General features: G+C 35.3%; 22 protein-coding genes. 11 read left to right on the top strand and 11 right to left on the bottom strand.

The window, feature by feature from the left end; translation table 11 throughout:
• Positions 1-3: 3 nt before the first annotated feature.
• Positions 4-2,466: a bifunctional aspartate kinase/homoserine dehydrogenase I gene (gene thrA / locus J5V48_RS05550; protein ID WP_219937578.1), complete on the bottom strand. Its 2,463-nt coding sequence runs from the start codon at positions 2,464-2,466 to the stop codon at positions 4-6.
• A 489-nt stretch (positions 2,467-2,955) separates the two neighbouring features.
• Between thrA and J5V48_RS05545 the strand changes: the two genes are divergently transcribed.
• The 7 genes from J5V48_RS05545 to J5V48_RS05515 all read left to right on the top strand — a co-directional run bounded on the left by J5V48_RS05545 (position 2,956) and on the right by J5V48_RS05515 (position 10,030).
• Positions 2,956-3,810 (top strand): hypothetical protein, encoded by an 855-nt coding sequence (locus tag J5V48_RS05545; protein WP_219937577.1) that lies wholly within the window; start codon positions 2,956-2,958, stop codon positions 3,808-3,810.
• A 222-nt stretch (positions 3,811-4,032) separates the two neighbouring features.
• A complete protein-coding gene (locus tag J5V48_RS05540; RefSeq protein WP_219937576.1) occupies positions 4,033-4,602 on the top strand; it encodes a hypothetical protein in 570 nt (189 codons plus the stop codon).
• Between the two features lie 65 nt (positions 4,603-4,667).
• Positions 4,668-6,203 carry a lipoprotein N-acyltransferase Lnb domain-containing protein gene (locus tag J5V48_RS05535; RefSeq protein ID WP_219937575.1) on the top strand — a complete coding sequence of 512 codons (1,536 nt, stop codon included), beginning with the start codon at positions 4,668-4,670 and terminating at the stop codon, positions 6,201-6,203.
• Positions 6,204-6,584: 381 nt separating this feature from the next.
• Positions 6,585-7,346, top strand: a complete 762-nt coding sequence (gene tpiA / locus J5V48_RS05530) for a triose-phosphate isomerase (RefSeq protein WP_219937574.1) — start codon at positions 6,585-6,587, stop codon at positions 7,344-7,346.
• Positions 7,347-7,373: 27 nt separating this feature from the next.
• Positions 7,374-8,339: a 6-phosphofructokinase gene (pfkA, locus tag J5V48_RS05525; protein WP_255557735.1), complete on the top strand. Its 966-nt coding sequence runs from the start codon at positions 7,374-7,376 to the stop codon at positions 8,337-8,339.
• Positions 8,340-8,660: 321 nt separating this feature from the next.
• A complete protein-coding gene (locus J5V48_RS05520) occupies positions 8,661-8,849 on the top strand; it encodes a hypothetical protein (protein ID WP_219937573.1) in 189 nt (62 codons plus the stop codon).
• Positions 8,850-9,082: 233 nt separating this feature from the next.
• Positions 9,083-10,030, top strand: a complete 948-nt coding sequence (locus J5V48_RS05515; RefSeq protein ID WP_219937572.1) for a phosphoribosylaminoimidazolesuccinocarboxamide synthase — start codon at positions 9,083-9,085, stop codon at positions 10,028-10,030.
• A gap of 259 nt (positions 10,031-10,289) precedes the next feature.
• Here J5V48_RS05515 and J5V48_RS05510 read toward each other — a convergent pair whose 3' ends face one another.
• Positions 10,290-12,098 (bottom strand): AAA family ATPase, encoded by a 1,809-nt coding sequence (locus tag J5V48_RS05510; RefSeq protein WP_219937571.1) that lies wholly within the window; start codon positions 12,096-12,098, stop codon positions 10,290-10,292.
• Positions 12,099-12,438: 340 nt separating this feature from the next.
• Here J5V48_RS05510 and J5V48_RS05505 point away from each other — a divergent pair, with 340 nt between their 5' ends.
• Entirely contained in the window at positions 12,439-12,684 is a 246-nt protein-coding gene (locus tag J5V48_RS05505) for a hypothetical protein (protein WP_219937570.1), read from the top strand.
• A gap of 71 nt (positions 12,685-12,755) precedes the next feature.
• On the opposite strand, the gene J5V48_RS05500 is transcribed toward J5V48_RS05505, so the two are convergent.
• Both J5V48_RS05500 and J5V48_RS05495 read right to left on the bottom strand, forming a co-directional pair.
• Complete coding sequence (locus J5V48_RS05500) at positions 12,756-13,049, bottom strand: hypothetical protein (RefSeq protein WP_219937569.1); 294 nt, start codon at positions 13,047-13,049, stop codon at positions 12,756-12,758.
• A gap of 23 nt (positions 13,050-13,072) precedes the next feature.
• A complete protein-coding gene (locus tag J5V48_RS05495; RefSeq protein WP_219937568.1) occupies positions 13,073-13,411 on the bottom strand; it encodes a LacI family DNA-binding transcriptional regulator in 339 nt (112 codons plus the stop codon).
• A gap of 23 nt (positions 13,412-13,434) precedes the next feature.
• Here J5V48_RS05495 and J5V48_RS05490 point away from each other — a divergent pair, with 23 nt between their 5' ends.
• Positions 13,435-14,535, top strand: a complete 1,101-nt coding sequence (locus tag J5V48_RS05490) for an L-arabinose isomerase family protein (RefSeq protein WP_255557734.1) — start codon at positions 13,435-13,437, stop codon at positions 14,533-14,535.
• Between the two features lie 252 nt (positions 14,536-14,787).
• The gene (gene rpsU / locus J5V48_RS05485; RefSeq protein WP_021888892.1) at positions 14,788-15,003 is read left to right on the top strand and encodes a 30S ribosomal protein S21; all 216 of its coding nucleotides are present in this window, start codon (positions 14,788-14,790) and stop codon (positions 15,001-15,003) included.
• Positions 15,004-15,142: 139 nt separating this feature from the next.
• Here the strand turns inward: rpsU and J5V48_RS05480 are convergent, their stop codons facing one another.
• From J5V48_RS05480 to J5V48_RS05460, 5 genes are all read right to left on the bottom strand, one after another.
• On the bottom strand, positions 15,143-16,204 hold the full coding sequence (locus J5V48_RS05480; RefSeq protein ID WP_219937566.1) for an alpha/beta hydrolase: 1,062 nt from the start codon (positions 16,202-16,204) through the stop codon (positions 15,143-15,145).
• A gap of 201 nt (positions 16,205-16,405) precedes the next feature.
• Positions 16,406-17,335 carry an aldo/keto reductase gene (locus J5V48_RS05475; RefSeq protein WP_219937565.1) on the bottom strand — a complete coding sequence of 310 codons (930 nt, stop codon included), beginning with the start codon at positions 17,333-17,335 and terminating at the stop codon, positions 16,406-16,408.
• An 8-nt stretch (positions 17,336-17,343) separates the two neighbouring features.
• Positions 17,344-18,276: a D-2-hydroxyacid dehydrogenase gene (locus J5V48_RS05470; protein ID WP_219937564.1), complete on the bottom strand. Its 933-nt coding sequence runs from the start codon at positions 18,274-18,276 to the stop codon at positions 17,344-17,346.
• A 9-nt stretch (positions 18,277-18,285) separates the two neighbouring features.
• A complete protein-coding gene (locus tag J5V48_RS05465) occupies positions 18,286-19,272 on the bottom strand; it encodes a Gfo/Idh/MocA family protein (RefSeq protein WP_219937563.1) in 987 nt (328 codons plus the stop codon).
• Positions 19,273-19,682: 410 nt separating this feature from the next.
• Positions 19,683-19,967: a Dabb family protein gene (locus J5V48_RS05460; RefSeq protein WP_219937562.1), complete on the bottom strand. Its 285-nt coding sequence runs from the start codon at positions 19,965-19,967 to the stop codon at positions 19,683-19,685.
• Between the two features lie 480 nt (positions 19,968-20,447).
• Between J5V48_RS05460 and J5V48_RS05455 the strand changes: the two genes are divergently transcribed.
• A complete protein-coding gene (locus J5V48_RS05455; protein WP_219937561.1) occupies positions 20,448-21,485 on the top strand; it encodes a YeiH family protein in 1,038 nt (345 codons plus the stop codon).
• Positions 21,486-21,526: 41 nt separating this feature from the next.
• On the opposite strand, the gene J5V48_RS05450 is transcribed toward J5V48_RS05455, so the two are convergent.
• Both J5V48_RS05450 and J5V48_RS05445 read right to left on the bottom strand, forming a co-directional pair.
• Positions 21,527-22,048 (bottom strand): nitroreductase, encoded by a 522-nt coding sequence (locus J5V48_RS05450; RefSeq protein WP_219937560.1) that lies wholly within the window; start codon positions 22,046-22,048, stop codon positions 21,527-21,529.
• Positions 22,049-22,056: 8 nt separating this feature from the next.
• Positions 22,057-22,545 carry a GNAT family N-acetyltransferase gene (locus tag J5V48_RS05445; protein ID WP_219937559.1) on the bottom strand — a complete coding sequence of 163 codons (489 nt, stop codon included), beginning with the start codon at positions 22,543-22,545 and terminating at the stop codon, positions 22,057-22,059.
• Between the last annotated feature and the right edge of the window lie 138 nt (positions 22,546-22,683).

Genomic DNA, 22,683 nt, shown 5'->3' with positions numbered 1-22,683 from the left:
AAACTAATCCTCACGAGCCCAGTTCTGAATACGTAAGATGTCAGATAAAACACCTGCCGCAGTAACTGCAGTACCTGCACCATAACCTCTTACAACTAAAGGAATAGGCTGATAATATGCTGTTGTCAGAGCAAGAGCATTTTCACCGTCACGAACCTTATAAAGAGCATTGTCAGCACTTACAGGTGTAACCTTACACTGACACTTGCCGTTTTTAATTGAGCCTACATAACGAAGAACCTTACCTTCAGCCTTTGCCTCGTTAACCATCTTTGTAAAGTCAGCATCAGCATTCTTGATATTCAAGAGAACTTCCTGTGCATTAGCACCCTGTAAGAACTGCTTTGGTACAGCACCTTGAACATCGATATCAGAAAGTTCAAGCTCAAGTCCGCACTCACGAGCAAGGATAAGAAGCTTACGAGCAACATCCATACCATCTAAATCGTCAGCTGGATTTGGCTCTGTGAAGCCCTTTGAGTATGCATCATAAGTTGCCTCTGATAGAGTCTTGCCATCTTCAACAAGACCGAACAGATATGAAAGAGTACCTGACAGGATGCCTTCAAACTCAATTAGGCTATCGCCTGCAGCAAGCTGATTTTGCAGTGTATTGATAACAGGTAAACCTGCACCTACGTTAGCCTCATATAAGAACTTTCTGTGATGTTTCTTTGAAGCTTCTCTTAACTGCCTGTAGTACTCATATGAGTTAGTATTAGCCTTCTTGCTAGGAGTTACGATGTGGTAACCTGCCTGCATATAGTCTACATACTTAAGAGCAAGAGCCTCAGATGAAGTGCAGTCTACTAAAATTGGGTTGATAAGGTGCAGATCCTTAATTAACTGTTCTGCACTCTCAGGAGTTAAAGGTTCTGAGTCTGATGCATCAAGTAATGACTTGTAGTTATCAAGATCGATACAGTTTGCATCACAAATGAAGTGACGAGAATTGCCGATACCTACGACTCTTACATCAAGACCGTTCTTTTCTCTTAAATGATCACGCTGACGCTTGATCTGATTTAAAAGCTCACCGCCAACACCGCCGCAACCGATTAGAACAATATCAATTCTCTGAAGAGAGTTGAAGAAAGCTGTATGAGCAAATGCTACAGCCTCAGTTGCACGCTTTTGAGAAATAACAGCAGAAATAGAACGCTCTGATGAGCCCTGTGCAATAGCTCTGATATTAACATTAGCCTCTGCAAGAGCTCTGAAGAATTTACCAGAGATACCACGAACCATGCGCATTCCGTCACCAACAACAGAAATAATTGCGCAGCCTTCCTTAACTTCGATTGGATTTAAAAGGCCTTCTTTAAACTCCAGTCTGAACTCTGATGAGATTACTCTCTTTGCTTTTGCAAGTTCTGACTGAGGAATACAAAAAGAAATTGAGTACTCAGATGATGACTGTGTGATAAGTGTAATAGATACACCCGCACGTGAAACAGCAGTAAACAGTCTGCCAGCCATACCTACCATACCTTTCATACCAGGACCTGAAATATTGATAAGAGCAATATTCTTAAGATCGGTAATACCCTTGATAGGTACACTTAAATCTGTTTGCTCAGAAATCAAAGTACCAGGACCCTGAGGATTTTTTGTATTCTTTGCAAGGCATGGGATCTTGAACTGGGCAATAGGGGCAATTGTTCTTGGATGAAGAACCTTTGCACCAAAGTATGATAATTCCATTGCCTCAGCATATGACATCTTCTTTAGTAGAACTGCGCCTTCAACAGCACGAGGATCGCAGCTGTAAACACCATCAACATCAGACCAGATTTCACAGCACTCAGCCTGAGAGATTGCAGCTAAACATGCTGCTGAATAGTCAGAGCCGTTTCTGCCAAGTAAAACAAGTTCTCCCTTTGAATTACCGCCACAGAAACCAGACATCAGAGTGATAGCTTCCTTATCATCCTCCAATGCAGCATACTTGGCCTTTGATAGTTCAATATTAACAGATGACTCCATATAGCCACCTTCTGTAACAAGAACCTCAACAGGATTGATGATTCTAACCTTTTTACCAAGAGCCTTTAAAAGCTCTGACATGATTAGAATTGAAAAACTCTCACCACGGCTTTCAACAAATGCCATAACCTGTTCTGGGCATACACCTAGAAGAACCATACCATCAAGTCTCTGCTTGATGACAGTCATTGTATTGTTGAACTCTGCTAATACCTTATCTGTATCAAAGGTAGCATGTCTTTTACCTAAATCTGTAATGATTGGCTCAACAATAGCTCTAATCTGTTCAAATTCTTTATCTGCACTGTTACCCTGTGCGCCCTGATTAACTAAAGCTACCAGAAGGTTGGTAATCTTTGCAGGTGCAGAAAGAACTAATGCTGTCTGAGTCCTTGAAGCAGTATCAAGGGCAATTTTTGCAACATCCTCAAACCTGTCAGAATTTGCAACTGATGTACCACCAAACTTTAGTACGCGCATAAAACAATGCTCCTGTTTAATTTTTTACCGATAATAATTTTTCTATAAAAGGTATATTTTCAAGATAATTGTGCACTTTGTCAATGTATGAAAACAGTTACATAAAGAAAAAAAATAATATCGTATTTGTATAAAAGAGCAATTAGATCAATATGGACTTTATATAGCAACACTTCTTTAATTGCACTATTGGCTATAACAGAAAAATTTTCTTTTGTATCTTTCCGTAAAGAAGAAATCTTTTAACTGATAATATTGAATCAATTTAAATGGTCAGAGCATATATCTTACGAATCATATAGTGATGCAATATGGCAACGGCAGAAACTGCAATTATTGCAAGAACTGGCAAATACTACATAAGAATTTCTCTTTTTAATAACCAATTCAAACATAATTTTATTTATTTTCAATAAGTTAATATTTTGGCACTAACTATGCTTTTGTTTTACTGATTCGTACAAACAAATTGCTAATAAAGATAACAAAATGAACTGCATCAGTATTCTTTCTCTAAATATGATTGCAAGTGCTACTGAAAAGAAAGTATGCACAGTTAACAATGACAATCAGACTATCTCTCAATCAAAAGAGAGCTTTAGCTCTTTTTATTCAGACTCTATTGCCCGTTCACGAGATGTTTTAGCTTCTTGTACAACAAGAGCTTGCTATGAGCAGAACGTTGATGATTTAGAAGATATAAAAAAAACAGATGATCTTAAAGATGAGTACTGCATGAATGAAAATGAGTTAGACGATAACTTAACAGGCAGTAAAAACTCAGATAAAGATAATAAGGACAATGATTCACAATACTCTTCAGATTCAGGTACCGATCTTAAAAACAGCCTAGATGATCTTATCTGTTCTGATGAACTGTTAGATACACTTAATCAAAACTCAGACGAGCTGAATGTTGATGTGCTTGATAATATGCCTATTGTTCTTGAGAGCACAAAGCTAACCCCCGTATCATCTAAAGTATCAGTTCTTATTGATAATATGATTGATTCTCTTACAAGAAGTAAGATAAGCAACGCCTTAAATGAAAGAAACAATATTTCATCAAAAATTGGATCACTTTCATATCTGAACAGTGAACTTACAAAACAGTTAAATAATGTTAGCTCAGCTGACAGCAATAACAACAATTACAAAATTGTCTATCAGATTTACTTTATCTATCTTGTTACATTAAAAGAACTTTCAACTCTTAAACAGACTAAAGAGAGATTCAACTATAAGGAACAGAAGAAAAAAGCTGAAAATAGAATTAAGAGAAGACAGCTTGCAGACAAAGAGGCCTTTTTAGACTTTCAAAAAGGCTTTATGCAGTTTGACTAGATTCTCATTTAATAACGCTCTTTACATTGTGTGAATTATATATAAACAATAAATGAACAATGCACATTACTACTAAATAACAATATGACAGACCTCATCATTAAAAAACAGTTTATATATTCAATCTTAAATTTTCTTGAAATGACATTTTAACTTTTCTACAATTATCAAGTTTGTATGTGAACTTACAAATGAATTCGTTTAAAACTACTAGGAGTACAAATGAGAATTTTTAATCTGTGTGGAGTTACTGCTGCGCTTTTACTTTTGTCTGGCTGTGCAACAATGTTTACAGGAATAAAGCAAGATATTGAAGTAAGAACTCAAAATGATGTTGTTGGATCCAAACTTGATAATATTGTAAAAGTTGACGTAATTGCTGATGCTTATAGAGTAAAGTATGGTGATGTTGCACCAGGTGAAATTATAGAAATTCACAGAAAAGGAGAACCTGTTGCCGTTCAGGTAAAAGAAAGCAAATGTATTTTACCTTCAGAAGAACGTTTCGACAACAGTATGCATCCAGCAGTTCTTTTAGATGTGCTTGCAACCAGTCCTTTAAGTACTTCAATTGACAGCTCAACTGGTGCGATGTGGAGATATGATAAGACAATGACTGTTACACCAAAGGTTAAGGATACTCCAGAATGTCAAGAATGGCTAAAGAATGAAGTTTCAAAAATGAATGAAGTTATTTCAAGCAAAAAATTAGGAACAAAATTAGAAATAAATAAAAATAAATTCCCTTATGATAATAATTCAGTAGTTCATCCATATGGAACAACTAAATAAGAGTATTCATTTTATTTAATTTAAATAATCGCCCCATATGTTGGGGCGGTTTTGTATGCTGTGCAATGAAAAAAATATTTGTATTTTTCTGTTTAATATTTTTATTTGTGAATTCTTCATTCTCTCATATTAATTTCGAAATATCTGAAGAGAAGTATAAAACATGGAAAAAATTGCTCCACTATAAAAAAGGGAAAAGTTTAATCGAAAAGGGTAGCGATTTTTTTTTAAATGAAAACGGTAATACAGATCCAATTAAAGAATTAGAAAGCACATTACTCTTTTTCAAAGAATCACCTCAAAATAAGTGCTTATACCCAGCAAGATATTATCTTCTATTTAACAAAAAAATTGGGAATGAATGTGTTGATTTCAATGAATATAATGAATATGTTCCTTTTGATTCTGTCTCTTTAGTATTAGCATCTGAATCAGAAACATCACCTGTTTCATCAATGGGACACATTTTTATCGTAGCAGAGGGATTTAATAAATTTGATCTACTCAAAAGACATAGTTCAGGATTTGTTGCAAATGCAAGCACAAATAGTAGTCTATTATTTCAGTTCTTAACTGATTCCATTGACGGGTTATACACTTTATCCCCATATAATGACACTATATATAACTACATAAACAATGAAAACCGTTCGCTTTGGGAACTTGATTTAAATATGACATCAGAAGAAAAATATCTTCTAAAGATGCATCTGTATGAATTAAAATCACATCAAATAAAGTATTCATTTTTTACATATAATTGTGCTACTGGCACAAATAGTGTTCTATCTGTTGTATCAGACGATTTTGATTATTCAAACAAGATGAATATTGCTAGCCCAATTGAATATGCAAAAAATATATTTGAAAATTCAGGTCGTGTTACAAAAATTACAGTAAGACCTTCAGAGATTGATCAATATAGATTAAATAAAGGCTATAACCTAAATCCACTATTATCACCAAAACCATCGAGATTTACCATTGGTTATATATTCAATTCATATCAGAAAAATGGAATAAGATTATCATTTCTACCTGCTATTTCTGATTTTAAGGAAGATATAAAATCTAAAAATTCATTAAATGAAAGTAGGTTGTTTGAAACAACAGCTTTGATTTATGGTGATGCATTTTTAATTGACAGAATTACACTTTTTAACATCAAATCCTTCCCAAACATACTTATTGATAAGTACAAAGTTAATTTTGGATTATCTTTTCATGGTGAAAATATGAAAAGACACACAAGTCTGTACCCTGATTTTTATGTCGGATCAGCCATCTCTTTTTTTGAAACAGGTTTAAGACCTTTTATATCTACTGACGTAGGTAATAATTTTACGAAATATAATTCTAATCCGTATATAAAAATCTTATGTGGCAGTTTTCTGCAAACAAATAAGTATGGGCGAGTTTATATTGCAGCAAACAAAATTTTTTCAAAAGAAAAAAATACGGCAGAATACATTAAAAGAATCGATATAAGCTACAGTAAAAACTTAGATAATGATATTTGGATAAGTACAGATCTTTCATTTGGTAAAGATAGAAAAGGCAATTTTAAGAAGATTGATGCAAATTTATCATATAGATTTTAATTACTAATGCATTCATTACTCAAGTATTTATTAAAGAGCTTCTGACAATTATTTATAATCAATTTTCTGCATTTTTCTGTGTGATTATAAGTACTACGCTTAGAATATTTAGAGCAAACTTTTTACTGATATGAACTTACCATAAAAATAATAAAAGCAAAGATAATTTCACATATTAAAAGGATAATCTATTACCTCTTTTCCTTTATTTATGCACCAAAATAATGATTCGTCACATAGTAATAGAAAAAAATAACCTCAAATGACAAGTTTTATAGTAAAATACCGAAAGTTTTTGTGCATTGGTAATTATTAATAATAAACACGCTGCACCTTTTTATATATCAAAAATCAATATAAATTTTTTGAGGAACATATATCATGAGAACACCTGTTGTAATGGGTAACTGGAAATTAAATGGTACCAAGTCAACCGTAACCGAGTTAGTAAAGGCTTTTTCAACCGTAGCTAACGATGCTAAGAATGTTGACGTTGCAGTATGTGCACCAGCAGTATTCATCGGCATGGTTGAGTCATTAGCAACTGGTTCAAACCTAAAGTGGGGTTCTGAAGACTGTGACGTTCACACTCAGGGTGCTTTCACTGGTGAAAACTCACCAGTTATGTTAAAGGAATTCGGCTGTACTTATGCTATCGTTGGTCACTCAGAGCGTCGTGGCTACCACAATGAAACCAACGAAGTTGTTGCAGCTAAGTTCAAATCAGCATTAGATAATGGTTTAGTTCCTGTTTTATGTATCGGTGAGTCAGAAGCTGAGTACGATGCAGGCAAGACCTTAGACGTATGTAAGGCTGAAATCAAGGCTGTTATCGATTTATGCGGTATTGAAGCATTCAACAATGCAATCATTGCTTACGAACCAATCTGGGCTATTGGTACTGGCAAGACTGCAACTCCAGAAATCGCTCAGAACGTACACAAGGGCATCCGTGAGTTCTTAAAGACCTTCTCAGCAGAAGTTGCTGACGGCGTACGTATTCTATACGGTGGTTCTTGCAATGCAAAGACTGCTCCTGAATTATTCTCACAGCCAGATATCGATGGTGGCTTAATCGGTGGTGCTTCATTAAAGGTTGCAGATTTCACCGCTATCATTGAGGCTGCTAAGGCTAACGCTTAATTAGTTTTTCTTAAAGGACATATAATTATGGCTATCAAGAAAATTGGTGTTTTAACATCAGGTGGTGATGCACCTGGTATGAATACAGCTTTACGTGCTGTTGTACGTACAGCTTTATCATACGGTTGGGAAGTTGTTGGCATTCGTGATGGTTATGCTGGTCTTCATGCAGGTAACCTAATCCCATTAACAAGCCACTCTGTATCAGATTTATTAAACCGTGGTGGTACCTTCCTAGGTACTGCTCGTTTCCCTCAGTTCAGAGAGGAAAAGATCCGTAAAGAGTCTGTTGAAGTTATGAAGCAGAACGGCATCGACGCTTTAGTAGTCGTTGGTGGTGACGGTTCATATATGGGTGCAAAACTAATCTCTGAATTAGGTTTCCCATGCATTGGATTACCAGGCACTATCGATAACGACATTGCCGGTACTGATGCTACTATCGGTTTTGATACTGCTTTACAGACTGCTGTAGAAGCTATCGACAAGTTACGTGATACCTGTTCTTCACACAAGAGAATCTCTGTTGTTGAAGTTATGGGTCGTCACTGTGGTGATCTTGCTGTATGTGCTGCAGTATCCTGTGGTGTTGAAGCTGTTCTTGTTCCTGAAGTTGCATGGGATAAGGAAAAGGTTTATGCAGACATCAAGAAGAGCATCGATGCTGGTAAGAGACATGCAATCCTAGTTGTTTGTGAAAACCAGACTGATGTTCACCAGATGGCTAAGGAAATTGAAGAGTTAACTGGTCTTGAGACTCGTGCTACTGTTCTAGGTCACATTCAGCGTGGTGGTTGCCCTACTGCAACTGACCGTGTTCTTGCTTCAAGAATGGGTGCATTCGCTTGTGAGTTATTAAAGAACGGTGAATCAGGTCGTTGTATCGGTGTAAAGCGTGGTGAGTTAGTTCACTATGACATCATCGACTGCATCAACAACATGAAGCATAAGTTCATGCAGAGCACTTACGATTTAGCTGTAAGCTTAAAGTAATATTAATGCTCTTCAAAAATGCCCCTTTTTAGGGGCATTTGTTTTTTTTTTATCTTGCAATAGTTTGTAATTTTAAAACTTTCTTATTCAAATCAGACATCTTCCTGTATTTACATATTATTCTCCTACTAAAGAAAATCCATTATTGAGCTCCAGTTGCATAACACTACTCTATTACAGAATTTTCCAAACATATTATTGTTATTTATCTTAGTTGAATCGACATAGTTTATAGATAATTCTTAACAGAAAATAACAGCAATCTTAACAATCTGTTTTTATAGTTTTCTTTATATAGGAACTTAATCTTTGGAGTCTACAATGAAAAAGAAAACTAAAGTTGCAAAATTCAAAAGAGATAATGAGTTTTCATTAAATCAACTGCAGGATCTAAGACAAAGATGCCTAAAAGATATATCTGTTAATACCACAGATACTGATCATAAAACTGCTGACATAAACAGAGTTAAAAACAGAATTTTTGATTTGAATCTATTTATGTATCTTTAGTTTTATAACCTTTAATATGCTTGCATTAGATAAAAATAATCCAATAAATCAGAACAGAAACTAAAATTCGTGTATAATTTCACAATCGTACAGAAGCATAAAAAAGGTTGTTTTTTATACCACTTTCTCAGTAATGCTATATAGCTTTACTATATACTCTGTACAATATCTTCTGCTTTGGCAGAACTGATAATTTACTATTTCCTGCACGCTAAATTAGGTAAAGATTTATCATGAGCAATGCATTAACTAACACAGAATTTAATTTCCCAGGTCAAAAGAGTGTTTATCACGGAAAGGTTCGTGATGTTTATAACATCAATAATGAAAAGCTTGTTATGGTTGCAACAGACCGTATTTCAGCATTTGACGTAATCCTTCCTGAAGGTATTCCTTTCAAAGGTCAGGTTTTAAACCAAATCGCAGCTAAATTCTTAGATGCTACTGCTGACATCTGCCCTAACTGGAAATTAGCATCACCTGATCCAATGGTTACCGTTGGTGTTATGTGTGAAGGATTCCCTGTAGAAATGATTGTTCGTGGTTATCTGTGCGGTAGCTCATGGAGAGCATATAAGAGTGGTGTTCGTGAAATCTGTGGTGTAAAACTACCTGATGGCATGAAAGAGAATCAGAAGTTTGATGAGCCTATCATCACTCCTACAACTAAGGCAGAAATTGGTGAGCACGATGCTGACATCTCTAAAGAGGAAATCTTAAAGAGAGGTCTTGCAACACCTGAAGAATATGAGCTTTTAGAGAAATATACTCTAGCTCTTTTCAAGAGAGGCTCAGAGATTGCAAACAAGCGTGGTCTGATCCTTGTTGATACAAAATATGAATTCGGTAAGCACAACGGCAAGATTTACTTAATGGACGAGATCCACACACCAGATTCAAGCCGTTACTTCTATATGGATGGATATGAGGAGCGCTTCAATAAGGGTGAGCCACAAAAGCAGCTATCAAAGGAATTCGTTCGTGAGTGGTTAATGGACAATGGCTTCCAGGGTAAGGAAGGCCAGAAGGTTCCTGAGATGACTCCTGAAATTGTTCAGTCAATCTCTGACAGATACTTAGAGCTATACGAGAACATCGTTGGCGAGAAGTTTGAAAAGGTTCAGGCAGGTGACGTACTTGCAAGAATCGAAAAGAATGTAACAGATTACTTAAACAAGTAATCAGACAAGAAAGCTGCCTTATGGCAGCTTTTCTTCACCTATATACATCAATCAACAAACACTCCAAACATTTTCATCAATCAAAAATACTCTAAAGTCCTCTAATTTAGATAACTCAACTTTTGCATTCTGACATTTAACTGAAAGTCGGCATATAAATGCGGTTTAGCACCACAATTCCAGTTAAAAAAAATCAATTTGTTTAACTATTTAGGAACTTTGGTAAATTAGTAAGGATAAGCTAAGGTCAAATATCTGATTATTTAATCTTTTCCACTTCGATATAGCAGTCTTTCTTATAGAAACTGATTCCATAGCTGTATATTTTATTTACAAATGGATGAGTGATATAACTTTTTGCATATTCTTTATCATCAATCTGTTTTATTGCATTTTTTGCGTCAATTATTACAGATTCAATATTTTTTGATGCTTTAAGTTCAATAATTACAAGTTTTGATCCTCTTCTATCTAGGAATGTAATATCTGCATAACCATTGCCTGTTTCAGTATTTGATTTGAAATTATTTATATAATCGCCACAACAAGCAAATACCCCTGATAAGAATCCATGATAGTAGTTCTCAGGTTTTGCCTTTGTTGCAAAATCTCTTACTGATACATAATTTAGCAGTAAATCATAGATTTTATCTGATGCAGTTTCACAATCACCTTCAAACAGAGCTTTAGCTATAAGCATAGCTTTATTCTCACCTTGTGTTGATGATTCTTTAAAATGCTGCAATATGTTAGTTTCAAAGCATTCTCTTATTTCAAGGTTTGGAATTCTAAGTGAATAGATTGCTTTTGGCTTTTCTGTCTCTTCATTTTCAACTCTGTAACCATCAGATGTCAGATATCCTGTATGCAAAAGAAGGGAGAAGAAATCCATCTCTTCATGTTTTGATAAAGTATCATAATTCATTGAATCATTGATATATGTTTCAATACTCAAACCATCCATCAGTGACTGCATCTTGTCTGTTGACTTATCAGTCAGATATCCTACATATGATAATAATGCATTACTTGAGGTTGAGTTTATCCAGTAGTTTCCAGGTAATATTGTTTTTCCAGAGCTAATCTTATCTAATGACTCTGCTATAAAGTTGACTACATCCCATGGACAGAACATCTCTTTTTCATTGAATCTGTATCCATCATAATTTTCTTTAACCAGCGTTGCATACTCTTCAAGCTCATAGTCTTTTAAAAACTGTATTGTTTCTTCTTTTGTAAAGCCTATGATTGAATCAAAACTGCTATTCTCTGAAAGCACAGTATTTACAGTGATGTTGTTCACACCTGTAAAAATACTGTTCTTTGCTACCTTTAAACATCCTGTAAGAACTATCTTTTCTATTGGGGATGTCTCATATTCATTATTGTTCGGTGTGATTTTCATGACATCAAAGAACTGGCTTATAAGAGTTACCATCTCATCGTGATAACCTTTTTCTGATGCCTTTGCTAAGGGTACATCATACTCATCGATTAAAAGTATGACTTTCTTGCCATAATGTTTGTACAGGCAGTTAGAATAAGTCTTTAATGCACCAGTAAGAATGCTCCTGTAATTAGGATTTTGCAAAGTTACCTGATTTTTAAGTATAGATAATACTTCTTTTTGCTCTTTTGAAATCTTTTCACTTTCTTTTAGAAAACTAAACTGCTCTCCAAGACCTGCTACAAGCTCAGCAAGCTTTCCATAAGCATCCTTAAAATCTTGTCCATCTACACTTTTAAGAGAAATGAAAATAACAGGGAACTGTCCTAAGTATTTATCTGTAAATTCTTTATCTTTTAGAATCTCAAGACCATCAAAGATTTTTTCTTTAAATTCTCTGTTGTCACTGCCATCTGGTGCAAGTCTCAAATATGAGGCAAACATATCCATTAAAAGAGTTTTACCAAAACGTCTTGGTCTTGTAAAAAGAAGTACTGATGAAGGCTCGGTAAAGACTTTTTTTAGATATGGAGTCTTATCAACATAGTAATGACCTTTGTTTCTTAATGAAACAAAGTCCTCATTGCCAAGTGGCAATGGTTTGAATGTCTTTTCGGTCATTTTTGTATCCAAATATATAGTAACTATATGTAGTTTAGCTGATTTTTAAGTTATTTCAATATTACTTATTCTTTTAGACATGAAGCATATCTGTTAGTACTAAAATAGCAATTTTTACTTCAAAAGTTTCAATTCTTCTAACCATTATCCCAATAAGTAAAGAAATTGATTTTTAAACTGCAAATGTGGTACCAGACCGCATTTTTAAGCAATTCTTTAGTTAAGATCGTACTGCAAAAATAGAGTTAGATAATTCTTAATTTTTACAAAGTCACATATATATTTTCACAATCGTTTTTTATCATGAAAATGTAGATAAAGATATTATGAGGATAAGAGTATGTCAAAGATAATGGATTTTATATTCGGTAATAATTATGATGAGATTGAAACCTATTATGATGATGAGTATTTCATTCAGATTAAAAACAGTATGGTAAATAAATCTAATGATACTGATAATGTAAAGGCAGATAACTTTGATGGATTTGAGAAAACAAATTTTGGAGTAGTTTCATTTAATAATGCAGTCATGTTTTATGTTATAGGAAATAATATTTCAAAACAGGACTATTCAAACGAATAATCATCGATTTAATCAAAAAGACCGCAGTCAAAAGAATGCGGTCGTTCATGCTTTACTATACGATTACTATTTTACTTTGCAGCTCTTGATGCTGCATCCTCAATAGAAATTCTTGAAGCTGCAGCCTTTAAATCATCTAATGTAAGCTTTGACATTTCAACTAACTCTGTAGCTGTAAAAGGAAGCTGTTTTACGAAGTACTTGTCATAATCGCCATAATCAGCAGGTGATGATACATACAGATATGGGAAGGTGATATCCTCAAACTTACCTTCAAATCCTGTGTAGTTGCCTTTTACAGCATTGTATACAGCCATGAAAGCAATTAAAGGATCACAGTAATGACCACCTGACTGACCAGCCATTGAACCATTTGTAAGTCTTTCACCTAAATCTGGTAGGAAGTCTGTTGAAACGATCTTGATCTTGCCGGTCTTACCTGCTCTTTCAACTGCAGCGATAGCACCCTGTAAAGGATCACCGCCACCGCCTGCTGGAATAAAGCATCAAGTTTTGGATTTGCAGCCATTAAAGCTTCAGCAGCTTTTGAGCCACCTTCTGATGAAGTACCAGCATACTGAGGCTCTGATAAAACAACTAAATCGTCAGGATGAGCCTTGTTCCATGCCTCAACGCCGGCCTTATATCCTTTCCATCTGCCAAGCCATGTAGCATCACCCTGCTCCCAGCCAATCAGACCGATATTTCTACAGCCGTGAACTTCCATACGACAAAATCGATATGGACTTTATGAATCTAAATCAGTCAGCTCATGGTGATAGAGAATATGGTTTTATCCTCTCAAGAATGAGAATACCTCATCAGGTATTGGCAGGATATTATGAGAATAATGACGTAATTGAGGGTATTTCACAGTTCGTTGATGTTGCCAAAGCAATTGCTTTCTCACGTAGCCTTAAGGTAGCTTCTTTTGGTAACAATATGAGAGAGGTTGCTGTGACTGACGGTGATCGTGTAGAGTCACAGATTAAGTACGGATGGGAGTGCAATTACTATGCACTGGGCGATCTTGTAAAGATTATTGACAATGTATCAGAAAGTGAAATTGATGCAAAGATGACTGAATACCAGTCAAAATATGAACTTAAAACTGATAACATCAAAGCTGTAAGAGAACAGGCAAGATATCAGATTGGGCTTGAAAAATTCTTAAAGGATAATCGAATAGGTGCTTTTGCAGACACATTCCAGGATCTGTATGGATTAAAGCAGTTACCTGGTCTTGCTGTACAGGATCTAAATGCCAAGGGAATCGGATTCGGTCCTGAAGGTGATTATAAGATTGATGCACTTGCAGCTGTTCTTATGAAGATGTCTGAGGGCAGAAAGGGGGCAACAGGCTTTATTGAAGATTACACCTACGATCTAACTCAGGGAAAAGAGCTTGAACTTGCATCTCACATGCTTGAGGTTCCTGTTACATTTGCTGCAACAAAACCAGAAATTCATGTAATGCCACTTGGAATTGGTGGAAAAGAAGATCCTGCAAGACTGATTTTCGACGGTGTTGAAGGTGATGGTATTCAGGTAACAATGGTTGACATGGGCGATCATTACAGAATCATCTGTGCTGATATTGAACTTGTTAAACAGCCAAAACCAATGCCAAATTTACCAGTTGCAAGAATCATGTACAGACATAAGCCAAACTTCAAGATTGGTACTGAAGGCTGGTGTATTGCAGGTGGAGCACATCACAGTGTAGTGTCTACTGCTCTTACAAGAGATGATATTGCTCTGTTTGCAATGCTGACTGGCACTGAACTTATATGTATTGGTGAAGAAACAACAAAAGCAGATCTTAATGCACTTATGATGAAAAAATACTAATTAGTCATTTAATCAAATAATCATCGCCATAAAATTCTATGGCGATGATTTTTTTTGCTCGGCACAAATAAGTGTTGGATCAAAAATTCGAAAATCAATCTGAGACTTATTTTTTTTATGCACCAGAATAAAAAAATAGACATCAAAACATTTACAAAACTTCATATTTACTGTAAAATTCTGCATGTTTTTTTACCGTCAGAGACTTTCCGTCTTTGACATTGGAAATTTAAAAGTGAGGTGGTTTTCCACATGCCAGTCATTAAAGTACGTGAGAACGAGCCATTTGACGTTGCCTTAAGACGTTTCAAGCGCTCTTGCGAAAAAGCCGGTATTTTAGCCGATGTAAGAGCTCGTGAATTCTACGAGAAGCCAACAACTGTACGTAAGCGTGCAAAGGCTTCTGCAATTAAGCGCCACGCCAAGAAGTTGGCCCGCGAAAATGCGCGCCATACAAGACTTTACTAATCACGCAACTTTGTCGTAAGACATGGCTGAATTAGTCTAGTTGCTTGTATGCACTAGATAGAATCTATCACTAGATTTAAATATGAAAAAGGGTTAGTTTCAACTAACCCTTTTTGTTTGTCACCAAAAATAGAATAAATCAATCTTCTGAAAAATCTGATACATCAGACCAGAAACTTACCGCTCTTGAAATCCAGTTAACACCTACAGATGAATCCTGATTGATTCCAAGTCCAAAACCATGTCCTAACCTTGGCATTACAAGATAATCAGCTTCAATTCCATTCTTCTTTAGATTTACTATTGATGATTTAAGAATTGTGCTGTTAACAATCTTATCCTGATCACCAATTACTATGAATGTAGGAATTTCTTTCTTTGTTGGGAAGAAACTTAAAGGATAGGTTAATATATTTGAAGATGGCAGATTCTGCAGGATCTTATCATCTTTTAATGCTTTATGACTTACATTGATAATTACCTGTGCACCAACAGATGCCCCCCATAATGAATACTGATCTGCTTTTACTCCTAATCTTGTACTGTTCTTCTGTATATATTTAATGGCTTTTACAAGATCTTCAGATCCCTTAGATACCTCACCAATTCTGTATGATAAAACAAATACATTATAGCCACGTCTTGAAATAGGAATGGCTATAGGAAAGCCCTCATGAAGAATTGTTCTGTACTTGTAACCACCAGGAACCACAATTGCATATGGAGCATTCCTCTTTCCTCTAAAGAAGAACAGGCCTGTATTCTGAAGTGACGGATCTTTTTTTACTTCTTCGTCAGTATAATAAGAGTAGAATACCTGTTTTCCCTTCTTACATTCCTTTGCAAGATACTCAAGACTTTCTAAAGTATTAACTGTTTTTACATTTCTATGTAAAGTCATTATCTTTGAAAGCATGTTTAAAGGATAATTAAGGTGCTCTTTTGTTGTATCCGGCAGGATGAGATTTGAAAAACCAGCAAAATCAGGATACACAAGAACATCATTAAATGTGTTTGTAGCCTTGAAAAACTGATAGACATCAGTTGCCTTGTCTACACCATGACGATACTTGTTAGCTGATACATCATCTAACAGCATGTTGTAATAGTTGTTACTTACCTGTGCAGCTGAACTTAACTGCATTGGAAGTAAAATGCACATACCTAGTAATATTCTCTGTATAGTCTTTTTTATTATCATTTTTATCGCTCAAAATGTATTATTTAAAAGCTATCAGTAAAAGGATAATGCAAAAATATTATTAAAGAGATGAGCTATTTCAAATTATTTATATTTGATATTGATTAATTTTTTTTTTGCATATTTTGCAAAACTATAAATGAGGATTTGATTTATGTCACTGTGCATTCTGTGCTATTTTAAGAGTGCACAGTGTATGTATCATGGAAGGATATTTCCTGCAGCTAAATACAGCTCATACCACTGCTCTTTAGTCAGTTTGAAATCACATGCTTTTGATGATTCAATTACTCTGTTTATATTGGTTGTTCCAATTACAGCCTGCATCTGATTTGGAATTCTAAGAACAAAAGCAATTGCAACGGCCGTTGGAGTCACACCATTTTCTGATGCAATTTTGTTTAAAACCTCATTAAGCTTTGGATATTTATCTGAACCAATAAATACACCTTCAAAGAATCCATACTGCATTACAGACCATGCCTGAACGACAATCTTTTTCATTTTGCAATACTCAAGAATTCCACCTTCTCGCATAATTGCACGATTGTTTGACATATTCACATTAAACTGAGCATCAAGCATAGGTGTATGGCAGATACTTAACTGAACCTGATTTGCACAGATCTCCTGATCAAGAGCACAAGACAGATACTCTATCTGCTGAGAATTCATATTGCTTACACCAAAATTTATGACTTTCCCCTGCTCTTTTAGAATATTAAAAGCCTCAGCAACCTCATCAGCTTCCATAAGAGCATCTGGTCTGTGCAGTAACAGAGAGTCTAGATGGTCAACCTGCATTCTTTTTAGCGAAGCATCAACACACTTTAGAATATAGTCTTTTGAAAAATCGTAGTAGGTAAATTTCTCACCAATTCTGATACCACATTTGCTTTGAATGAAGAACTTATCTTTTAAAGAAGGATTATCTTTTAGAACCTCACCAAATTTGCTCTCAGCTACTCCTTTTGAATAGCAGTCAGCCAGATCAACAATATTGATACCGTTTTCTAAAGCACATTCTAATAGTTCTGCAATCTTTGAATTATCAAGAGAAGGAATTCTCATTAGACCCAAAACTACTTTTGAAACTTTAGTTTTATGCTTTCCAAATTCAATATATTCCATACAGACTCCTAATGTTCTACTACATTTCTCATACTCTGACCTGTAACAAAAGCTCTTACATTATCAGATGAAATCTTTACGATTCTGTTTTTGGTTTCCTGCAAGAAGAACCAGCCTGCAACATGAGGAGTAAGTAAAATTCTAGGCTCACTCCAGATTGGGCTGTTTTTATCTAATGGCTCATGTCTTGTTACATCAAGTGCAGCACCTGAGAGTTTTCCATCCTTAACAGCCTGCACAAGAGCATTCTCGTCTACAGCATCGCCTCTGCCTACGTTTATAAAGTAAGCTCCATTCTTCATCATATCAAAGTGAATTTTATCAAACAGATTTACAGTTTGAGGTGTAGATGGCAGAACATTAACAACAATATCAGCTTTTTTTACTGCCTTTTCAAAGTCATCAAGAGTATAAAGCTCATCAATATATTCTGGCTTTTCACTAATATTTCTTTTAACACCAATAACACATGATGCGCCAATGGCCTTTACTTTTTTAGCATAGCTTTTGCCAATATCACCAAGGCCTAATACAGTTATAGTTGAATTCTCAACAGAGATAATCTTTCCAAGATCTGACCAGTCCTTGTTATTCTGCTTATCTCTGTACATATGAAAATGGCGGATTAGTGAAAATGTCATAGCAAGCATATGCTCTGATACGGCAGGAGAAAAAGCTCCAACGCTTGAACAAAGAACAGTTTTATCAGAAATCTTTTTTATGTAGTTGTCATATCCTGCTGAATTTAACTGCAAAAATTCCAGATTTGCAGCACTTTCAAGAAGATTGGGATTTATATTACCGACAATAATATGCTTGTCCTTTACATCATCAGCTGTAACCTCACTTTGCTTTTTTACAGTAAGGGCAACATCAGGAATTGATTTGAATATTTCTATCTCTTCTTGTGTTAAATCAAGTGCAACTAGTAAATTCTTCATATTTCGCCTCTATTCAAAAGGATACTTTACAGCAAGCTGTGCTCTTATTGAGTCCATAAGATTCATCATATAAATGGTTCTTTCATGAGGCATTGAAGGGCACTCAATCAGACCTTTTTCAATACACTCTGCACATTCAGTAAGCTCATATTCATATCCTGTTAACTGTTCAGGACAGTTGATCTCCTTTACTACTTTGTACTCTTTATCAAATACAGTAAGTTTCTGAGGATTATTGATATTCTCAACCTGAATAAAACCATTAGTGCCGTGAATCATTCCGTATCTGTCTGATACAGCAAGAGCACTTGCACATAAAACAGCCATCTGACCAGTTTTCTCATAAGTGAAGGTTACAGAATCTGACATATCTACGCCTAATGAATTTTTAATACATAGAGCTTCAACATAATCAGGATCGCCTAGCACCATATTTGCAAAATTCAAAGCATAGATACCAACATCAAGCAAGGCACCACCTGCAAGTTCTGGTTTTTGCAATCTTTCCTTGTGCGCCATTGAATAAGACAGGTTTGCAGTAACCATCATCGGAACACCGATAATTCCTGAGGCTACAACATCATTTATAATCTGACGCATTGGCTGATATCTTGTCCAGATAGCCTCGCATAGCAGGACATTATTCTCTTTTGCAAGATCACAAAGCTCCTGTGCCTGCTTTGCATTGATGGTAAAGGCCTTTTCACACAGAACATGCTTTTTGTGCTCTAAAGCCTTTTTTACCTGTTCATAATGAAAATTATGTGGTGTTGCTATATAGACAAGATCAACTTCAGGATCATTGTAGACCTCATCATAAGAGCCATAAGCTTTGATAGCTCCATATTCTTTTGAGAAGTACTCGGATTTTTCTTTTGAACGTGAGCCAACAGCATAAAGTTTTACTTTGCTATCGCCTCGTGAATTCATCATAACGATGGTCTTTGCAAGTACAGCTGCTATGGAACCTGCACCGATAATAGCAAGATTAATCATATAAACTCCTTTTTTCATTTGTTGATACATCCTCTTGCAAAAGCAAGAGGCGCCCTACTGCAGTGCTTATATCTGCATGCTCGTCCTTGAGCGAGGATAACATCTTGCTTTAGCACAATAAGATGTCAGAAAAAGACGCAAAAGATGAGACTGAAAAGGTTTTACTTTTGCTCAAGCTTATATGCTAATCTGAACTGATTATCTTATGCTTGCATTTAATCCTTCGTTATCCTGGTGACAACTGTTGTTTATCACTCTTGTCATTCTACTTTTAATCTGCACGTTCATATGCTTTCTTATACCATCAAAACCTGCAGTAGCTAAGCTGGTTTTCAGACTTAATGGAGAGTCTTCAAAGCTTATTTACTTGAAATCTTAACAGTGTAAAAAAAATTATAAAGAGAGACTGGTTATTCTTCAAAATCCACAGCAACTCTCTCAAGAGCTATCTCTCTGCAGATACTTGCAACAGCAATGTGTCTTGGATCAGTTGCATATGAATTGAGATCATCCATATTGTCAAATTCACATACTAAGGTTGCGTGGAATTTCTCTTTTGGATTTACATTAACACCAACCTGTAAAGAACGGATCACTTCGATCTGGCCAACTAATCCTTTCAGACCGTTTAAGAATCTGTGCATCTGCTCTTCAGTGCCTTCTTTAAATCTCCACATTACAATATGCTTAATCATGATTACACTCCCAAAAAAAATGTAAGGTTTTGCTTTCTTAAGTCTTAAAAAAATACAGTCACTCTGCTTTTTTAACCAGACTCACTACAGATCATTGCATGTTAAAGCTTCTAATCTTAGTGAAAACTGTTGTTTATCATACTAGATATTCTACTTTTAATCAGCATGTTCATCTAGTCTTTGTGACTAATTACCTCACAAAATATTTCACTGCTCAAATTCTAAAGGTGCTTAGAATTATTTATGTTCTCTTATTTTGTGTCTTCCTTTTAAAGCATCACTATTTTTATTTACAGATAGTACATACAGAGCAAAATACACCTTACTAATCAATGCCTATATCAGCCTTAAAGGAATGTGGAAAGCGTACAGCGCCTTTAATTAAATTGATTGTTTCTACATATTTTATTGATGAAGTTGATCATATCCAAATCAAATAATCTAAAATAAGTCATTCGTTTTTTTTACTAAGAGTTTTATATGGATTTCATTAAGAAAAATTTACCTGGCATTCTGGTTTGCATTTTAATTGCAATTCCAGCATTTTATCTTGGAAAAATGTTTCCTATTATTGGCGGTCCTGTATTTGCAATCCTTATTGGTATGTTAATCTGCATGTTTTGGACTAATCATGGCGCTGCAGGAGCCGGTATCAAATTCACATCCAAAAAAGTTCTGCAGTATGCTGTAATTCTGTTAGGTTTTGGTTTAAACCTGAATGTTATATTTCTGACAGCAAAAGAATCTCTCCCTATTATTATTTCAACTATTGCAACATCCCTTATTGTTTCTTTTGCAATGTGTAAGATTTTTGAGCTCCCAACAAAACTTGCTACACTAATCGGAGTTGGATCATCAATCTGTGGTGGCTCTGCAATTGCAGCTACAGCACCAGTTATCAAGGCAAATGATGAGGAAATCGGACAGGCAATATCTGTTGTATTTTTCTTCAACGTGGTTGCAGCATTAGTATTCCCAACACTTGGTGACATTATTGGAATGAGCCACGATGCAGTAGCATTCGGTATTTTTGCAGGTACCGCTGTCAATGATACATCATCAGTTACTGCAGCAGCTTCAACCTGGGATAGCATGTTCTCTTTAGGTCACGACACTCTTGATAAGGCTGTAACAGTTAAACTTACAAGAACACTGGCAATTATTCCTATTGTTCTTTGCTTATCTGTATGGTATGCAAAAAGGCATAATGTTAGTGAGCAGGAAAGAGTTTCAAGACTTAAGATAATTAACCTTGTACCAAGCTTCATCATTATGTTCATCATTGCTGCTCTAATCACCACAATAGCTGTTTATTATGGTGTAGATGCATCAGTATTCAGACCATTCAAGGATGTATCTTTATTCTTCATTATTATGGCAATGGCAGCTATCGGTCTTAACTGCAATATCGTAAAACTGATAAAGACAGGATTTATGCCAATTATGCTTGGTTTAGCATGCTGGTTATCAATTACTGCAGTTTGTCTGGTAATTCAGTATGAAATAAACATCTGGTAAAAAAATATCAAATAAACAGGGACCACGTTCGGTCCCTTTTTTTATTCTACAAAATAGAACCAGCCATCTTTTCTTGGTTTATTTTCAGGATAATCTCCATCAATATATCCAAGTGCAAGATGTCCTATACCTTCATACTCACCTTCAATGCCGAGTTTTTCAAATAGTTCTTTATATAAAGGATAGTCCATTGACTGCTTGGCTCTGTGGATCCAGCAGCTTCCAAGATTAAGCTCATGTGCCTCAAGCATCATATTGCCAAGTACAAGAGATCCATCATATACAAAAGTAGGATTAGCCTTGTTTGCAGCAACTATTAGAATAACAGGTGCACCATAGAAAGGATCCATATTCTCATTGCCATAGATTTTTGCATTTAATCTACTAATTTCATCTCTTAACTTCTTTTGAGTAACGGCGATGATGACAGGAGACTGTGCATTTCTGCCTGTAGCTGCATATGTTCCTGCTTCAATAACTTTTAATATCAGATCTTTTCTGACAGGATCTGGTTTGAATTTTCTGATTGATCGACGTGTTTTTATACATTCTAAAACATTCATAAAAGCACCTATACAAGTAAATACATATTGGTTATTCCAAGATCTCTATTGAATTTCCTACCGCATTTTTCAATAGAACCACTTTTAATAAAACCGGCTTTAAAAAACAGATCTAGACTTCCTTTATTTTCACTAGTAATAACAGAAACAATATTAGATATCTCACATGATTTTTTAGCATAATTTATAACATAAGAAAGAAGACTAGAACCTATTCCTTTATTGCGGTGATTCACATGAACATACAGTGAGATTTCAACGGTTGATCTAAATGCTGTTTTTTGTCTATATGATGATAAAGAACAGAATCCAACCACACTATTATTTAATTCATAAACAAACAGAGGGTGTATGGTACTGCGATGATTGAAATAGTATGAAACAGCTTTTAGAAATGAACGATTTTCAGTATCAAAGGTAGCAGTACCGTTAATAACTTCATAATTATAGATATCATTAATTGCTGTGATATCAGTAAATCTTGCTTTTCTAATCATGAATTTATAGTAGTACAGAAACGAAAAAACCGCAATCAAAAGACTGCGGTTTTTCTAAAAAGGATGCCTGGCAGTGACCTACTCTCACACAAACGTACGTTGCACTACCATCGGCGTAACTGCATTTCACTTCTGTGT

The organism is Succinivibrio faecicola (assembly GCF_019448115.1).
GTDB classification, from domain to species: domain Bacteria; phylum Pseudomonadota; class Gammaproteobacteria; order Enterobacterales; family Succinivibrionaceae; genus Succinivibrio; species Succinivibrio faecicola.
The sequence above is the reverse complement of the archived record's forward strand: the minus strand, read 5'-3'. Positions and strand labels throughout refer to the sequence as shown.

Excerpts from the sequence above, each read along its gene's own strand:
- J5V48_RS05535 (WP_219937575.1), top strand. The coding sequence starts at position 4,668 with ATGAAAAAAATATTTGTATTTTTCTGTTTAATATTTTTATTTGTGAAT.
- J5V48_RS05470 (WP_219937564.1), bottom strand. The coding sequence starts at position 18,276 with ATGAAGAATTTACTAGTTGCACTTGATTTAACACAAGAAGAGATAGAA.
- J5V48_RS05480 (WP_219937566.1), bottom strand. The coding sequence starts at position 16,204 with ATGATAATAAAAAAGACTATACAGAGAATATTACTAGGTATGTGCATT.
- J5V48_RS05500 (WP_219937569.1), bottom strand. The coding sequence starts at position 13,049 with ATGGCTGGTCAGTCAGGTGGTCATTACTGTGATCCTTTAATTGCTTTC.
- J5V48_RS05520 (WP_219937573.1), top strand. The coding sequence starts at position 8,661 with ATGAAAAAGAAAACTAAAGTTGCAAAATTCAAAAGAGATAATGAGTTT.
- J5V48_RS05475 (WP_219937565.1), bottom strand. The coding sequence starts at position 17,335 with ATGGAATATATTGAATTTGGAAAGCATAAAACTAAAGTTTCAAAAGTA.
- J5V48_RS05490 (WP_255557734.1), top strand. The coding sequence starts at position 13,435 with ATGAATCTAAATCAGTCAGCTCATGGTGATAGAGAATATGGTTTTATC.
- J5V48_RS05515 (WP_219937572.1), top strand. The coding sequence starts at position 9,083 with ATGAGCAATGCATTAACTAACACAGAATTTAATTTCCCAGGTCAAAAG.
- J5V48_RS05510 (WP_219937571.1), bottom strand. The coding sequence starts at position 12,098 with ATGACCGAAAAGACATTCAAACCATTGCCACTTGGCAATGAGGACTTT.
- J5V48_RS05545 (WP_219937577.1), top strand. The coding sequence starts at position 2,956 with ATGAACTGCATCAGTATTCTTTCTCTAAATATGATTGCAAGTGCTACT.
- J5V48_RS05450 (WP_219937560.1), bottom strand. The coding sequence starts at position 22,048 with ATGAATGTTTTAGAATGTATAAAAACACGTCGATCAATCAGAAAATTC.
- J5V48_RS05495 (WP_219937568.1), bottom strand. The coding sequence starts at position 13,411 with ATGGAAGTTCACGGCTGTAGAAATATCGGTCTGATTGGCTGGGAGCAG.
- rpsU (WP_021888892.1), top strand. The coding sequence starts at position 14,788 with ATGCCAGTCATTAAAGTACGTGAGAACGAGCCATTTGACGTTGCCTTA.
- J5V48_RS05455 (WP_219937561.1), top strand. The coding sequence starts at position 20,448 with ATGGATTTCATTAAGAAAAATTTACCTGGCATTCTGGTTTGCATTTTA.
- pfkA (WP_255557735.1), top strand. The coding sequence starts at position 7,374 with ATGGCTATCAAGAAAATTGGTGTTTTAACATCAGGTGGTGATGCACCT.
- J5V48_RS05445 (WP_219937559.1), bottom strand. The coding sequence starts at position 22,545 with ATGATTAGAAAAGCAAGATTTACTGATATCACAGCAATTAATGATATC.
- thrA (WP_219937578.1), bottom strand. The coding sequence starts at position 2,466 with ATGCGCGTACTAAAGTTTGGTGGTACATCAGTTGCAAATTCTGACAGG.
- J5V48_RS05505 (WP_219937570.1), top strand. The coding sequence starts at position 12,439 with ATGTCAAAGATAATGGATTTTATATTCGGTAATAATTATGATGAGATT.
- J5V48_RS05540 (WP_219937576.1), top strand. The coding sequence starts at position 4,033 with ATGAGAATTTTTAATCTGTGTGGAGTTACTGCTGCGCTTTTACTTTTG.
- J5V48_RS05460 (WP_219937562.1), bottom strand. The coding sequence starts at position 19,967 with ATGATTAAGCATATTGTAATGTGGAGATTTAAAGAAGGCACTGAAGAG.
- J5V48_RS05465 (WP_219937563.1), bottom strand. The coding sequence starts at position 19,272 with ATGATTAATCTTGCTATTATCGGTGCAGGTTCCATAGCAGCTGTACTT.
- tpiA (WP_219937574.1), top strand. The coding sequence starts at position 6,585 with ATGAGAACACCTGTTGTAATGGGTAACTGGAAATTAAATGGTACCAAG.